Origin of the sequence: Ensifer sp. 4252, from assembly GCF_050434565.1 — a bacterium.
Lineage (GTDB): Bacteria > Pseudomonadota > Alphaproteobacteria > Rhizobiales > Rhizobiaceae > Ensifer.
The window spans coordinates 55,195-69,514 of the sequence record NZ_JBNDIU010000006.1; the positions used below are offsets into that span (position 1 = coordinate 55,195).

Sequence of the window (14,320 nt, forward strand, 5' to 3'; positions counted from 1 at the left end):
CATTCCACGCTATCTCGTGTTCATTTTTTAAATAGCCAAAGTCGGGAGCCAGCCACGGCGTCGGCGCCAACAGACGTCAGCGACAACGGGTTCTGTTGCGGGCAATATCTCGCCTGATTTCCTTGAGCGTGTGTCGCAACTCGGTGAGAGTGCCGTCATCGCTGAGAGCGGTGCTGGTGCACTCGAGAAAATCGAGCTTGAGCTCCAGTTCGTCGTGTCTTTCGATCAATCCGGCCAGTATTCGAGATGTGCGCATGTCATACCCATCAAACGTCGGCGCCGTCATGGGCGGGCGCGGACGTCAAAATTGCTTCGCAGTCTCCGATACGCGTCCCGTGCGACAGTTTGTTGAAGCGTGAGCGCCTTTCACGCCGAGTCTCCTGATTCGATGGGCACTGCGCGGAAATCGTTGACGTTTGGTCTGGTCGGGCCGGTGACGATCAGATCGCTGGCCGAAATCGCGGACCTGTCTGGGGATTCCGGCATGGACGGCGCCGCGACAGTTCAGATGACGTTCGGATCGAAGGGCCATTTCGACCTCACGCTGCTCTGCGAACTTGTCGACAGCCTCGAACCGTTCCTTCGACTAAAACGTGCACGCCCATAGTCTGCGCGCCGATCCGGCCATATATTCGCGGCGAAGCTTACCAAACACGTCCTTATAGTTGTTTGGCTGGGCGAAGACCGCGAACGCGCAAGGGAGATGTTTGATGTACTACGCCATCCTCGCCTATCACGAAGAAGGAGTGGTCGAATCCTGGACCGAGCAGGAGGATGCCGCGTTGATGACCGAACTGCTCCAGGTCAATGACCGCCTCGTGCGCGAAAAATCCTTGGGCCCCGCCGCGCGGCTTGGCCCCACCCAGCGTGCGGTGACACTGCGAGGCAAAGGCGAGGGCACGGTCATCGATGGCCCCTTTGCCGAAACCAAGGAGCAACTGCTCGGCTTCTACGTCGTGGATTTTCCAACGCTTGAGGCGGCCGTTACTGCGGCCCGTGAGCTGCGTCGCGCCAACCCGACGGCCACCTACGAAATCCGGCCAATTTCGCTTTACCTTCCCGGCACATCCCTGGATTTCAAGCAAGATTATTTGTAAGTCATGACTTACAATGCAAACAGGGCTTTCCAATCTAGGAAGCCCTGCCGTCAGTGCCTGCCGGTCTGCCCTATTTGGCCGCCGGTTCCAACCTTTTCGATGACGGAGCGGCAGCGGCGACGACGCCATTCCAATCATCCTGCCGCAGCCGGAAGCACATCCACGGCGACGGCGTGCCCGACAGGTCCAGTGTCGCATCATAGACATGCGCCGCACCGAGCTTGGCGGTCGCCTTTTGCGAGCGAATGTTTGTCGGCGCAATATGAAACCAGACATCCGGATAGGCGCGAAAGGCATGACCGAGCATCAGCCGTTTCAGCTCGAAATTGGTGCCGCCGCCCCAATAGGCATTATCAAGGAAAGTGAAGCCGATCGAGATGCTGTCCGGCATGTCGGGGGCGACGTAATAGCGGGAACATCCGATGATCTTGTCTTTTTGCCGATCGACGGCCACGAGCGTTGCCGCGCTTGCAAGCAGCAGCGCGAAATAGGGCTCGAACTTTTCCCGCTTGTAGCGATCCGTTGCCGGGTGCCCTGCCCAGACCTCGGGATGACTTGCGGCAGAGTACAGCCCCTCAAGGTCGTCCGGCCGCAGCGGCCGGAGGAGGATGGCTTCGCCGCTCAATGCCGGCTGTGGATCGAAATCATTCCTGAACATACTTCTGTCTCACGATGAAGAGGATGGAACGGGGATCATGGCCGCAATCGCGCGGTCGAAATCGCGACGGCTTTCCGAAAGGCCGTTCCTGACGCCCACCCGGTCCGGCTCGGGACGGTTCTGGCTCAGCTTGCGCTTGCCTGCCAGAAGCGTGATCGGCATTCGAATTCCGACGATGCCGCGCAATTGCGCTACGATATACGCCTCAGGGGCGTCGCCGACGGCCCACGGTTTCGCGGCCGTCCCCTCGTGTAGATCGGTCAGCCGCTTGACGACATCGAGCAGCCGGGCCGGATCATCGAAGAACTCGACCGGGCCTTTTGCCTGGACGGATGTGTAATTCCATGTCGGAACCACCTTTCCATGCTCGGCTTTCGCAGCATACCAGGCCGGAGTGATGTAGGCGTCGGGACCCATGAACACGGCCAGACCATCGCCGATCACGGGCGTTTGCCACTGCGGATTGGGCCGGGCGAGATGTGCGTAAAGTGTGCCGCTTTCACCTTCCTCTGCGTCGAGCAACATCGGTAGCGGTGTAGCCACAGGGCCGTGCGCCGTCGCTGTAATGAAATTGGCGATGCGGCATGCCCGCATCATCGCGTGTATTTCGCTGGTGTCGTCGACCACAAAAGCTGGCGGCGTGTACATCGAACTCTCCTTGAACTCAACGCAGCATCGGCGTTAACTGGCACAAAATAAACGTCCAGTTTTGGAGATTTTTATTGGGCCAGTTGAATGGCGGGAGATCGGGACGCACGGGCGCTGCCCGCCGTATTTACCTCGATCTACGCGAGCAGATCGGTGCCGGTGTCTATGCGCCCGGCGACCGGCTGCCATCGAGCAGGGCGCTCGCCGAGGAGCTCGGTGTATCGCGCACGACGGTGACGGCCGCTTTCGACCAACTCGTCTCCGAGGGCTACGTGATCAGTCACCAGGGCTCGGCGTCGATCGTCTCGGATATGGCCGGGCCAGGAGCACGGCACCGGCGACAGGCTGAGCATCGTCTGGAATGGCCGATGTCGGATTATGCCGCCCGGCTGATGGAACTTCCGATCCACTATGCCGGGAGGCGGTCGGCACTGGAGTTCGATTTTCGCTATGGCGATATTGCCGCCGCCGACTTTCCCACGCTTTTGTGGCGGCGGGCGATGAATGCCGCGCTGCTGCGCCGCCGCGACAGCCTTTCCTACGAGCATCCTGCCGGCTCCGCCGCCCTGAAACAACAGCTCCAGGGCTATCTCTGGCGTGTACGCGGCATCCGCTGCGATGCCGGTCAGATCGTCGTCGTTTCCGGCTCACAGCAAGCACTGGATCTCTGCGCCCGCGTTCTCGTCGATAGCGGTGATCGCGTCATCGTCGAAGAGCCGTGTTATGCCATGGCACGCAACGTCATGGCCGCTGCAGGTGCTGAAATCGTTCCAGTTTCCTGCGACAACGCTGGCCTTCTCGTCGAGGACCTGCCGCACCAGGGGAAATCGGCTCTGGCCTACGTGACGCCGAGCCACCAGTTTCCACTCGGTGGCGTCTTGCCCCAGAGCAGGCGGGATGCGTTGCTGCAATGGGCTTATGCGGTCGGAGCCTATATCATCGAGGACGACTACGACGGCGAGTACCGCTATGACGTGAAGCCGATACCGCCGCTGTTTCAATCGGATCATGACCGGGTCATCTATGTCGGCACGGTTTCGAAGACGCTCTCGCCGGCCCTCAGGCTGGGTTATCTCGTCGTTCCCCGGCCGTTGATCGACGTCTTCACGCGATGCAAGCAGATCGCCGACCGTCATAGCCCCAGCCTTGAGCAGGAGGCGCTCGCGATCCTCTTGGAAGCAGGCTCATACGAACGGCATGTCCGCAAGATGCGCCGGTCCAACGCAGAGCGGCGTGCCGCCCTGATCACTGCTCTGACCTCATACTTCGGCGAACGGATAGAAATCGTTGGCACATCGGCCGGCCTGCATGTCGTCGTCTGGTTCCAGGAAATCGGTGCACAATACGAGGCGGAGCTGATCGAAACCGCCCGGGCTGCGGGAATTGGTATCTACCCCGTCTCGCCGCTCTATCTTGAACGCAAGCCGGACCGGGCCGGCATGGTGCTCGGCTATGCCTCGCTTACGCCAGACGAACTGCGCCGGGGAACGGAAAGGCTGGCGTCGGCCGTCCACGGATTTGCCGAGCTGTCATGCGGCTCAAACGACGGTTGAGCGGCGCCAACGGCTAGATTTCGGCCACAAGCTTGGCCAGCGCCAGAGACGCGGTGAGGCCGGGCGACTCGATGCCGAACAGGTTGACCAGTCCGGGCACGCCGTGCACGCTTGGCCCTTGCACGACGAAGTCCTGGCTTGCCACCTTCGGCGGTACGATCTTCGGCCGGATACCGGAATAGGCCGGCACGAGCGCGCCGTCCTTCAGGTCAGGAAAATAGCGGCGGACACCGGCGTAGAACGATGCGGTCTTCGCCGGATCGACGTCGTAGTTCAATGTGTCGACCCACTCGATATCGGGACCGAAGCGACCCTGGCCGGCCATATCGATGGTCAGATGGATACCGAGCCCACCCTTGACCGGAACGGGGTAGATCAGCCGCGAGAACGGCGCCTTGCCGACATGCGCGAAATAATCTCCCTTGGCATAATATTCCTTCGGCACGAGCGCGAGAGGCATGCCCTCAAGAAGACGCGCCAGCTTCGGTGCGGCAAGGCCGGCGGCGTTGACGAACAGGCGGCAGGCAAGGCTCATCGGCTCGGCGCCGCCGACATCGACGACGATGCCGCTGTCGGTCACCTTGCCCCGTTCAACGGGACTGTTGAGTGCGAGAACCGCGCCGGCATTCTCCGCATCACCGAGCAGCGACATCATGTAGGCGTGGCTGTCGATGATGCCCGTCGACGGCGACAGCAGCGCGCCGGTGGTGGCAAGGGCCGGTTCGAGGACGCGGGCATCCGCGGCCGAGATTTGCCGGAGATCCGGCACACCATTCCGCGCCGCCCGCGCCGCGATATCAGGCAGTTGCTCCAATTCGGGGGCCGAGGTCGCCACGATCAGCTTTCCGCACTGCCGATGAGGGATGCCGCGTTGACGGCAATAGGCATAGAGCAGGGCCCGACCTTCGACGCACAGGCGCGCCATCAGGCTGTCCGCCGGATAGTAGATCCCGGCGTGGATCACTTCGCTGTTGCGCGACGAGGTCTCGCTGCCAATGCGATCCGCCGCCTCGACGATGATCACCTCGCGGCCGGCCTGCGCAAGCGCACGAGCGACGGCCAGCCCGATGACCCCGGCTCCTGCGACAATGCATTCCACTTGCTCAACTGACATGGCTGACCTCTACAGCGCCGCGGGGCAAACAGGGCGCGTCAAGGACGCTGCCAGACGATGCAGTAGCACAGGAATGACAGCATGCATCAGGCAGCACGGGAACGGATGATCTGAACCATCGATATCCCCCGCTGCCTGATGTCACATACTGCGGACCAGCGTTCAGGCCGCCCGGGCGCCTGCGGCGAGCGGGATCTCGATATCGACTTCCAGCGTCGTCACGTGTTCGCCGCGGTCCATCTTGACGGTGACCTTGTCGTCGTCGATCTGAACGTGCTTGGAGATGACCGCAAGGATCTCTTCTCTGAGGATAGCGACGAGATCCGATTGGCCGACCGAGGCCCGCTCATGCGCCAGCAGCACCTGCAGGCGCTCGCGCGCCGTCGGGGCCGAGGTCTGCTTTTTGAAGAAACGGAAAATGCTCATGCTGCCCTCCGTCCGAAGATCTTGCCGAATAGGCCGCGTTTTTCACCCGGGATGGTCATCGGCACGGTCTCGCCTGCAAGCCGGCGAGCTGCGTCGAGATAGGCAAGCGCCGGCGCGGACTTGCTGTCGGCGAGCGGCACCGGAGCGCCGATGTTGGATGCCCTGAGCACGTCCATGCTCTCGGGAACGATGCCGAGAAGCGGGATCGACAGGATCTCCAGGACATCTTCGACCTTCAGCATGTCGCCGCGCTCGGCGCGCAGCGCGTCGTAGCGGGTGAGGAGCAGGTGCTTCTCGACCCGCTCGCCCCGCTCGGCCTTTTCGGTCTTGGCGTCGAGCAGGCCGATGATGCGGTCGGAGTCGCGCACCGAGGAGACTTCCGGATTGGTGACGATGACAGCCATGTCGGCATGGCGCATGGCAAGCGTCGCGCCGCGCTCGATGCCGGCGGGGCTGTCGCAGATGATCCAGTCGAAATGCTTCTTCAGGTCGTTGATGACACGCTCCACGCCTTCCGGCGTCAGGCTGTCCTTGTCACGGGTCTGCGATGCCGGCAGCAGGAAGAGCGTGTCCAGGCGCTTGTCGCGGATCAGCGCCTGCGGCAGCTTGGCGTCGCCCTGAATGACGTTGACCATGTCATAGACGACCCGGCGCTCGGCACCCATGACGAGGTCGAGATTGCGCAGGCCGACATCGAAATCCACGACGACTGTCTTCTCGTTGCGCTGCGCGAGCGCTGCGCCTAGAGCAGCGGTTGACGTCGTCTTGCCGACGCCGCCTTTGCCCGATGTAACAACAACTACTTTCGCCATCTTCCGCTCCTGTTTCCTGGCCGGCAGCCGGCTCAGTTAAGTCTCTCTGCCATGATCGAGTCGTCTTCGAGCCAAAGCTGCACCGATTGTCCGCGAAGCTCGGACGCCATGTCGTCGGCGGTCTTGTAGACGCCGTCGATGGCCAGCAGTTCCGCCTCGAGCCGGCGGCAGAAGATCCGCGCCGAGGTGTTGCCCACCGAACCCGCCAGCGCCCGCCCCCTGAGCGCTCCGTAGATATGGATCGAACCGCCGGCGATGATTTCCGCACCCGACGCGACCGACCCGATGACCGTGACATCGCCTTCCGGAAAGATCACCGATTGTCCGGAACGAACGGGCTCCCTGACGATGATCGAAGCCGTTGCTTTGGCGCCCGGTGTTTCTTGTCCGACGACGGAGACCGTGTCGGGTGCCTTAGCCTCTCCGGCGATCAAATCGCCTGCCGCTGCCTCGAAATCCGGTGCTGGTCGGCCGCCTCTCATCGATGGCGGCATGCCCGGCTCGAACAGCGAAGGACGCCCGCCCTCGATACCCAGGACCCGGACGTTTCTCTTGGCGAGTTCGTCGAGCAGGCCCTTCAGTTGCGGCCGGTCGATTTCCAGGTCGACGATATCGAGCACCACCGGTCGGCCGAGAAAAAAGCCCGCCGAGCGGGAGGCCAGATCGTCGAGCCGCGTCAACCACGAATCGAGCGGCAGTTCCGGCGAAAGCGCGAGGCTCAGGAACGAGCGGCCCTTGATACGGATCGAGCGAGCGTCTGTTAGCACTTTGATCATCTTCGTTAATTTTTCGTTGCCAGGATCTAGGCGACGGATGGTTAACAAATGGTTAACGGTCACCTGTCGCTTCTCGCAGGCGGGCTTTTCGAATGGCTTCCCTTGGCACAACTTTAACAAGCGGTACGCTTCATCGCGAATGATCTATCATCGGGGCACCTAGCCGATTGAACCGGACACACCGGTGCCCTATCGGTGCTGACGACGGTTTCTGGAAAGCAGCATGAATGAAGCACTTTGTCATTGATTGTCACGGCATTGCGACCGATACGGATCTTTGGCGCCGCTACCTTGCCGTGACGAATCCTGCGGCGGCTGGAGATTTTGGCTGCAACCTCGACGCGTTCTGGGATGCGGTCGAGGCCGGCGGGCCAGGTTATCCTGGGCGATGCAAACTGACGTTCAAAAATGCAGCAACGCTCAGCCACATCAAGACCGGCAGTGGCGTATCCCTGTTGGATGCCTTGCAGGATATCGCGCGGGCCGCGACCGTCGTCGTAATTGAGCTCAAGTAGCCGAAATCATCAAAGGCGAGCGCTGGAACAGGCAGCATCTCACGTCTCACGTGAGACCCTTGTTGCGGGGTTCCGCATCAATCAGCAACACGCCCAGCGCCGCAAGCAGCAGCAGGCCCGAAATGACGCCGAGCGCGGTCGTGAAACTTGTCGCCATGATCGGGGCGACCATCGACGGCGCGAGCAACCCGCCGACACGGGCGATTGCGCCGGCCGTACCCATACCGCTTGCGCGCAGGCTCGTCGGATAGATTTCGGGCGTCAACGCATAGAGCGCGCCCCACGTACCCAAGAGGGCAAAATTCATCAAAAGCGTGGCCGCAACGACAAGCTCCATGCTCTGCCCAAGACCATAGGCCAAGGAGCCCGCCGCGCTGAGGAGGAGAAACCCGATCAATGTTGCCTTCCGCCCCCAGCGTTCCACGCCATAGGCAGCCAACGCGTAACCGGGCAACTGGGCGATCGCCAGAACGACGAGAAAGACTTCGCCGCGTATGAAACCGAAGCCTTCGCCGGCAAGCTTGACCGGCAGGTAAACGAAGATGCCGTAGTAGGATATGGAAATGAGCAGCCAGGCCGACATCAGAAAGATCGTTCGGCGGCGAAGCGCAGGTGATAGAAGTGCGGTGATCGATTTCCGCTCGGCAGTCTGAGGGACGATCGGCGGGATGGCAACATCCCGGCCGTTCGCCTCGGCGATACGCTTCAACACGCTGCGGGCCTCGGTCGAATGTCCTTGCCGGTTCAGGTAGAAGGGCGATTCCGGGACGTAGAAGCGCAGGACGACGCCGATCAGCGCCGGAATGCCGGTGACGAAAAAGATGGTCCGCCAGGCCTCACCACCCTGGCTGCCAGCCGTAAGCGCGAGGATCGCCAGCGCAACCGTTCCAACGGCCCAGAACCCCTCCAACAACACCAGCCAGCGCCCCCGCCGGTTGGCCGGCAGAAATTCGGCCATCATGGCGTAATCGACCGGCAGCGTCCCGCCAACCCCGAGCCCGGTCAGGAAACGCGCCGCAAATAGCCAGGTAAGGTCGGGCGCAAAGGCCGACGCGATGCCGAAAACTGCGTCGATGATGATCGCGATGAACAGCACGGGCCGCCTGCCGATGCGGTCGGCGAGCCGCCCGAAAACAAAGGCACCGACGAGCATGCCGAGAAAGAAGGACGTTCCCGACTGCAGAGCCTGCGGGATGGTGACACCGAATGTCGCAGCGATTGACGGCGCGCTGAAGCCAATTGCCAACACCTGCATCGCGTCAGCCGCCCAGACGAGGCCGAAGATGACGAAGAGGCGACGCTGAAACAGCCCGACGCCGGCGGCCTCGATGCCCTGTTCGATGCTGATGCCTGACTGCATGGGAGGCCTTTGTATTGAGCGTTGGTCTGCGACGATGCACTTGTCTAGCCGGGGATTTATCTGCGGCCATCGCACGTGGGAGATGTCTTCCTTCGCGGAACCTATCCGGGCAGACGCTCTCTCGCCAAGCGCTTAACTCAATCGCGAGCGACGAACGACAAAAATACCCGCCGCACTCAGCAGTGCCAGCACATACCAGGTTACCGCATAGACGAGGTGACTGTTGCGGAAGCGGACCACCGTCAGCCCGCCGACAGGAAGACCACCCGGATTGGGCGTGGCGTTTGCATCGATGAAGTAAGGCGCGACATTCGTCAGGCCTTGGGCCTTGGCGATCGCAACGACGTCGCGCGAATACCAGCGGCCGGCTGTCGGATCGTTGGAGCGCAGGAAGCCGCCATCCGGCTCCGTCATTCGCAAGAGGCCGGTGACCCCGACGACACCGGAAGTCCGGCTCTGTGAGCGCGCGGCAGCATCGCGACGATCGAGCGGGACAAAGCCACGATTGATCAGAATGGTCGACCGGTCGTCCTGGACGATCGGCGACATCACCCAGAAGCCGGCGCCACGCTCGGTAACCGCCTGGACCAGCACTTCCCGTTCGTGGTCGAAGATGCCCGTGGTGGCCACGCGACGATATTCGTCCTTTTCCGCGCTGATACCGGGCCATTCGGCCGGCGGCGGAGCAGGAACAGGTTCGGCATGCACGCGGGCGTCGACGCGGGCAATCAGGTCGAACTTCCAGAAGAGCCGCTGCACCTGCCAGGAGCCGAGCGCGATGAAGACCAGCGCCAGCACCGACAGAGCGGTGGTGAGGATGACGCGAGAGCGGGAGGTCTCTACCCCCGCCCCGACATCTGCCGCGCGCCCGTTCACGGCCGTCCCCGTCAACGGGCCGTCATGGCATGTTCTTCATCATTTCGTGGGTCATCGGCATCATGTTGACGTTGAGGTGGTGCATGACCCAGAGCGAACCGGCGAGCGCGATGCCGACGATGATGAGCGTGAACATCAGCGCCATCATCGTCCAGCCGCCTTCCGAGCGCGGGTTCATGTGCAGGAAAAAGATCATGTGCACGACGATCTGGATGGCACCGAGACCCATGACGACAACGGCCGTCGCCAGCTTGCTGTCGAGCGCGCCGCTCATGACCAGTCCGAAGGGAATGGCTGTCAGCACGACGGAAAGCGCGAAGCCGATCATGTAGCTCTTGAGCGAGCCGTGGCCCGCTTGGTGACCATGGCTGTGGCCGTGATGGGCCTGGCCGGCATCTTCATGTGTGAGGCTGTTTGGCTGTGAGCTCATCCGATGGCTCCGATCAGATAGACGAAGGAGAAGACGCCGATCCAGATGACGTCGAGGAAGTGCCAGAACATCGACAGGCACATCAGGCGGCGGCGGTTCTCGGGGATCAGGCCGTGCATCTTGACCTGCACCATCATCGTCACGATCCAGATGATGCCGAAGGTGACGTGCAGGCCGTGGGTGCCGACGAGCGTGAAGAACGACGACAGGAAGGCGCTGCGCGTCGGGCCCGCACCCTCAAGGATCAGGTGATAGAACTCGTAGAGTTCCAGACTGAGGAACGCCAGGCCGAAGACGGCGGTGACGCCGAGCCAGAAGATCGTCTCCATCTTGGCGTTGCGCTCCATCTGGAGCATGGCAAAGCCATAGGTGATCGAGGAGAACAAAAGCATTGCCGTGTTGATGGCGACGAGCGACAGATCGAAAAGATCCGCGGGCGACGGACCGGCCGCATAGTTGCGGCCGAGCACGCCATGGGTGGCAAACAGCACGGCGAAGATGAGGCAGTCGCTCATCAGGTAGATCCAGAAGCCCAGCATGGTGCTGCCTTCGGGATGGTGATCCTCCTCCAGGTAGAATTGCGGCGCTTCGGTTGCTTCAGCTTGGGTCATGTTCGCCATCTCAGGTCCGCTCCGCGAGAAGTTCGGACCGGGCGTCCTCGGTTGCCGTCACGGTCTCTGCGGGGATGTAGAAATCCCGCTTGTAGTTGAACGTATGTCCGATCGCCACGACCAGCATGGCAACGAAGGAGACGATCGCCAGCCACCAGATGTACCAGATCAGCGCAAACGCGAGGGCGACGCTGATACCGGCGAGGATGACGCCGGTTCCGGTGTTCTTCGGCATATGGATCGGCTTGAAACCGCCGAGCGGGCGCTCGTAGCCGCGGTTCTTCATGTCGTACCAGCTGTCGTGATCATGCACGACCGGGGTGAAGGCGAAGTTGTAGTCCGGAGGCGGCGACGAGGTCGACCACTCCAGCGTTCGGGCGTTCCACGGATCGCCCGTGGTGTCGCGCAACTGGTCGCGCCGCAGATAGCTGACGACAAGCTGAATGACGAAGGAGGCGATGCCGAGCGCGATCAGCACGGCGCCGAAGGCGGCGATGACGAACCAGATCTGCAGCGACGGGTCCTCGAACTGGCTGACGCGGCGGGTAACGCCCATCAGGCCGAGCACGTAGAGCGGCATGAAGGCGAAGAAGAAGCCGATCTGCCAGAACCAGAAGCTCATCTTGCCCCAGAAAGGGTCGAGCTTGTAGCCGAACGCCTTCGGCCACCAGTAGACAAGGCCCGCCATCAGGCCGAACACGACGCCGCCGATGATGACGTTGTGGAAGTGGGCGATCAGGAACAGCGAGTTGTGCAGCACGAAATCCGCCGGCGGGATTGCCAGCATGACGCCTGTCATGCCGCCGATGACGAAGGTGACCATGAAGCCGACGGTCCACAGCATCGGCACTTCGTAGCGGATGCGGCCGCGATACATGGTGAAGAGCCAGTTGAACATCTTCGCCCCGGTCGGGATCGAGATGATCATCGTGGTGATCCCGAAGAAGGCGTTGACCGATGCACCGGAGCCCATGGTGAAGAAGTGATGCAGCCAGACGAGATAGGACAGGATCATGATCACGCAGGTCGCATAGACCATGGAGGCGTAGCCGAACAGGCGCTTGCCGCAGAAGGTGGCAACGACTTCCGAGAAGATGCCGAAGGCGGGCAGGATGAGGATGTAGACCTCCGGATGACCCCAGATCCAGATCAGGTTCACATACATCATCGGGTTGCCACCAAGGTCATTGGTGAAGAAGTTGGTGCCGGCGTAGCGGTCGAGCGACAACAGCGCGAGCGTCGCCGTCAGGATCGGGAAGGTGGCGACGATCAGGATGTTGGTGCAGAGCGACGTCCAGGTGAAGACCGGCATCTTCATCAGCGTCATGCCGGGCGCGCGCAATTTGACGATGGTCGCGATCAGGTTGATACCCGATAGCGTCGTTCCGACACCCGCGACCTGCAGGCCCCAGATGTAATAGTCGACCCCGACGCCCGGACTGTAGTCGGCACCCGAAAGCGGCGGATAGGCAAGCCATCCGGTGCGCGCGAACTCGCCGACGAACAGCGACATCATGATGATCACGGCACCGGCCGTCGTCATCCAGAACGAGAAATTGTTGAGGAATGGGAAGGAGACGTCACGGGCGCCGATCTGCAGCGGCACGACATAGTTCATCAGGCCGGTGACGAACGGCATGGCCATGAAGAAGATCATGATCACGCCATGTGCGGTGAAGATCTGGTCGTAGTGATGCGGATTGAGATAGCCCTCGTTGCCGTTGAAGGCGATCGCCTGCTGCAGGCGCATCATGATCGCGTCGGCAAAGCCGCGCAGCAGCATGATGAGCGCCAGGATCACGTACATGACGCCGATTTTCTTGTGATCCACGCTGGTGAACCACTCGTTCCAGAGATAGCCCCATAGCCTGTACTTCGTGATCAGCGCCAGGATGGCGATGCCGCCGATCGCCACGGCGATGAACGTCGCGACCAGGATCGGCTCGTGATAGGGGATCGCCTCCCAGGTGAGCCGCCCGAAGATGAATTGTGTGAGGTTGGTGTTACCGAACATAGGGCTATCCAAATTCTCTTGTAATACGGCCTCAGGGCTTTGTGGTGCCGGCGTTGTTCAACTGCTCGGGCGCCGGACTGTCCTGGCTCTCGGCGGACGGCCTGTGATCCCCGTGCATGTTGTGCATATCGTCGTTCATCGACTGCGGCGCCTCGTCGATGCCTTCGGCCGGCTCTTCGCTCTTTGACGGGTTGCCGGTAGCCGGGAAGGTGGCGCCGGGTGCCGCTTCGCCTGCATGGCCGGTCTCACCCGCATGGCGGTTGTCATGCTCGAGCTTGGCGCGGTTCTCATGGCTTTCGACGCCGGCGCCGCCCATCATGTCGATATGCATCATATCCCTCATGCACATCTGGCCGGGGCGCACGCACATGTTCAGCACCGCCTCGTAGAGCCCGTTCTCGACGCTTGAGAAATAGCGGACCGGTTCTCTGGTGCTCGGCTTTTCGAGCTTCAGGTAGGCGTCGCGGTTGAGCATGGTGCCGTTACCCTTGACCCTTGCGACCCACTGGTCGAAGCCGGTCTGGTCCAGTCCATGGAACTTGAAGCGCATGTGCGAGAAGCCGTCGCCGCTGTAGTTGGACGACATGCCTTCATACTCGCCCGACTTGTTGATGACGGCGTGCAGCTTGGTCTGCATGCCCGGCATCGTGTAGATCATGCCGGCCAGCGCCGGCACGTAGAACGAATTCATCACCGAAGACGCGGTGAGCTTGAAATTGATCGGCACGTCCACGGGTGCTGCCATCTCGTTCACGGTGGCGATGCCATAGTCCGGATAGAAGAACAGCCATTTCCAATCGAGCGCCACGACCTCGACGTTCAGAGGCTTGGTATCGGCGGGAACAGGTCGATCGGCATCGAGCCGGTCGAGCGGCCTGTACGGGTCGAGCTTGTGCGTGCTGATCCAGGTGACGGCCCCGAGCGCAATGATGATCGCCAGCGGCGCAGACCAGATGACGACTTCGAGCCCGGTGGAGTGATGCCATTCCGGATCGTATTTTGCGGCCGTGTTGGACTGGCGGTAGCGCCAGGCGAAGAACAGCGTCAGGAAAAGCACCGGCACGATGATGATGAGCATGAGGATCGTCGAAACGACGATCAGGTCTCGCTGCTGCGCCGCGATATCGCCGGACGGCGACATCACGACCATGTCGCACCCGGCAAGGGCCAGGGTCGATAGAAGAACGGCCGATCGTCCGGCGAGCTTCAATGGAGTGGGCATTTCGGGCTCCATTTGCGTTTTGTCTAGTCGGCACTAATCGCGTATCGGGGTCGGCGGAATGAGGTTGTTCGTCGCACTGCAGCATTCTGTCGCATTGCAGCAGAATGGACAGTGACGTCCGCAAATGCCCAATCTAGAGCATCCTCGCCGGCTGACCATTGGGAAGATGCCGATGCGTCCACGTTTTTTTTCGCCGCTTCCTTGATCT

At 61.6% G+C, this 14,320-nt stretch carries 17 protein-coding genes; 4 read left to right on the forward strand and 13 right to left on the reverse strand.

Going from position 1 to position 14,320, the window contains the following annotated elements; translation table 11 throughout:
• Window positions 1–76: 76 nt before the first annotated feature.
• Window positions 77–256, reverse strand: coding sequence for a hypothetical protein (locus ABIE33_RS14630; RefSeq protein ID WP_429126083.1), 180 nt, complete (start codon window positions 254–256; stop codon window positions 77–79).
• A gap of 153 nt (window positions 257–409) precedes the next feature.
• Between ABIE33_RS14630 and ABIE33_RS14635 the strand changes: the two genes are divergently transcribed.
• Window positions 410–607 carry a hypothetical protein gene (locus ABIE33_RS14635; protein WP_429126085.1) on the forward strand — a complete coding sequence of 66 codons (198 nt, stop codon included), beginning with the start codon at window positions 410–412 and terminating at the stop codon, window positions 605–607.
• A gap of 103 nt (window positions 608–710) precedes the next feature.
• Complete coding sequence (locus ABIE33_RS14640; RefSeq protein ID WP_429126087.1) at window positions 711–1,097, forward strand: YciI family protein; 387 nt, start codon at window positions 711–713, stop codon at window positions 1,095–1,097.
• 70 nt (window positions 1,098–1,167) lie between these two features.
• On the opposite strand, the gene ABIE33_RS14645 is transcribed toward ABIE33_RS14640, so the two are convergent.
• Window positions 1,168–1,755: a GNAT family N-acetyltransferase gene (locus tag ABIE33_RS14645; protein WP_429126089.1), complete on the reverse strand. Its 588-nt coding sequence runs from the start codon at window positions 1,753–1,755 to the stop codon at window positions 1,168–1,170.
• A 9-nt stretch (window positions 1,756–1,764) separates the two neighbouring features.
• Window positions 1,765–2,403 (reverse strand): FMN-binding negative transcriptional regulator, encoded by a 639-nt coding sequence (locus ABIE33_RS14650; protein WP_429126091.1) that lies wholly within the window; start codon window positions 2,401–2,403, stop codon window positions 1,765–1,767.
• A 74-nt stretch (window positions 2,404–2,477) separates the two neighbouring features.
• Between ABIE33_RS14650 and ABIE33_RS14655 the strand changes: the two genes are divergently transcribed.
• Window positions 2,478–3,956, forward strand: coding sequence for a PLP-dependent aminotransferase family protein (locus tag ABIE33_RS14655; protein ID WP_429126092.1), 1,479 nt, complete (start codon window positions 2,478–2,480; stop codon window positions 3,954–3,956).
• A gap of 13 nt (window positions 3,957–3,969) precedes the next feature.
• On the opposite strand, the gene ABIE33_RS14660 is transcribed toward ABIE33_RS14655, so the two are convergent.
• The 4 genes from ABIE33_RS14660 to minC form a co-directional block, all read right to left on the reverse strand.
• A complete protein-coding gene (locus ABIE33_RS14660) occupies window positions 3,970–5,070 on the reverse strand; it encodes an NAD(P)/FAD-dependent oxidoreductase (protein ID WP_429126094.1) in 1,101 nt (366 codons plus the stop codon).
• 162 nt (window positions 5,071–5,232) lie between these two features.
• Window positions 5,233–5,496 (reverse strand): cell division topological specificity factor MinE, encoded by a 264-nt coding sequence (gene minE, locus ABIE33_RS14665; protein WP_429126096.1) that lies wholly within the window; start codon window positions 5,494–5,496, stop codon window positions 5,233–5,235.
• Window positions 5,493–6,308: a septum site-determining protein MinD gene (gene minD / locus ABIE33_RS14670; protein ID WP_429126098.1), complete on the reverse strand. Its 816-nt coding sequence runs from the start codon at window positions 6,306–6,308 to the stop codon at window positions 5,493–5,495. Before minD ends, minE begins: the two co-directional genes overlap by 4 nt.
• A 32-nt stretch (window positions 6,309–6,340) precedes the next feature.
• Entirely contained in the window at window positions 6,341–7,084 is a 744-nt protein-coding gene (gene minC / locus ABIE33_RS14675; protein ID WP_429126100.1) for a septum site-determining protein MinC, read from the reverse strand.
• 227 nt (window positions 7,085–7,311) lie between these two features.
• Here minC and ABIE33_RS14680 point away from each other — a divergent pair, with 227 nt between their 5' ends.
• Entirely contained in the window at window positions 7,312–7,599 is a 288-nt protein-coding gene (locus ABIE33_RS14680) for a barstar family protein (protein ID WP_429126102.1), read from the forward strand.
• A gap of 46 nt (window positions 7,600–7,645) precedes the next feature.
• Here the strand turns inward: ABIE33_RS14680 and ABIE33_RS14685 are convergent, their stop codons facing one another.
• The 6 genes from ABIE33_RS14685 to cyoA all read right to left on the reverse strand — a co-directional run bounded on the left by ABIE33_RS14685 (window position 7,646) and on the right by cyoA (window position 14,112).
• Window positions 7,646–8,959: an MFS transporter gene (locus ABIE33_RS14685; protein ID WP_429126103.1), complete on the reverse strand. Its 1,314-nt coding sequence runs from the start codon at window positions 8,957–8,959 to the stop codon at window positions 7,646–7,648.
• Between the two features lie 132 nt (window positions 8,960–9,091).
• Entirely contained in the window at window positions 9,092–9,835 is a 744-nt protein-coding gene (locus ABIE33_RS14690; protein ID WP_429126105.1) for an SURF1 family protein, read from the reverse strand.
• 22 nt (window positions 9,836–9,857) lie between these two features.
• Window positions 9,858–10,265 (reverse strand): cytochrome o ubiquinol oxidase subunit IV, encoded by a 408-nt coding sequence (cyoD, locus tag ABIE33_RS14695; RefSeq protein ID WP_429126107.1) that lies wholly within the window; start codon window positions 10,263–10,265, stop codon window positions 9,858–9,860.
• A complete protein-coding gene (gene cyoC / locus ABIE33_RS14700; RefSeq protein ID WP_429126108.1) occupies window positions 10,262–10,876 on the reverse strand; it encodes a cytochrome o ubiquinol oxidase subunit III in 615 nt (204 codons plus the stop codon). Before cyoC ends, cyoD begins: the two co-directional genes overlap by 4 nt.
• Window positions 10,877–10,886: 10 nt before the next feature.
• Window positions 10,887–12,890 (reverse strand): cytochrome o ubiquinol oxidase subunit I, encoded by a 2,004-nt coding sequence (gene cyoB / locus ABIE33_RS14705; protein WP_429126110.1) that lies wholly within the window; start codon window positions 12,888–12,890, stop codon window positions 10,887–10,889.
• 31 nt (window positions 12,891–12,921) lie between these two features.
• Entirely contained in the window at window positions 12,922–14,112 is a 1,191-nt protein-coding gene (gene cyoA, locus ABIE33_RS14710) for a ubiquinol oxidase subunit II (protein WP_429126111.1), read from the reverse strand.
• Between the last annotated feature and the right edge of the window lie 208 nt (window positions 14,113–14,320).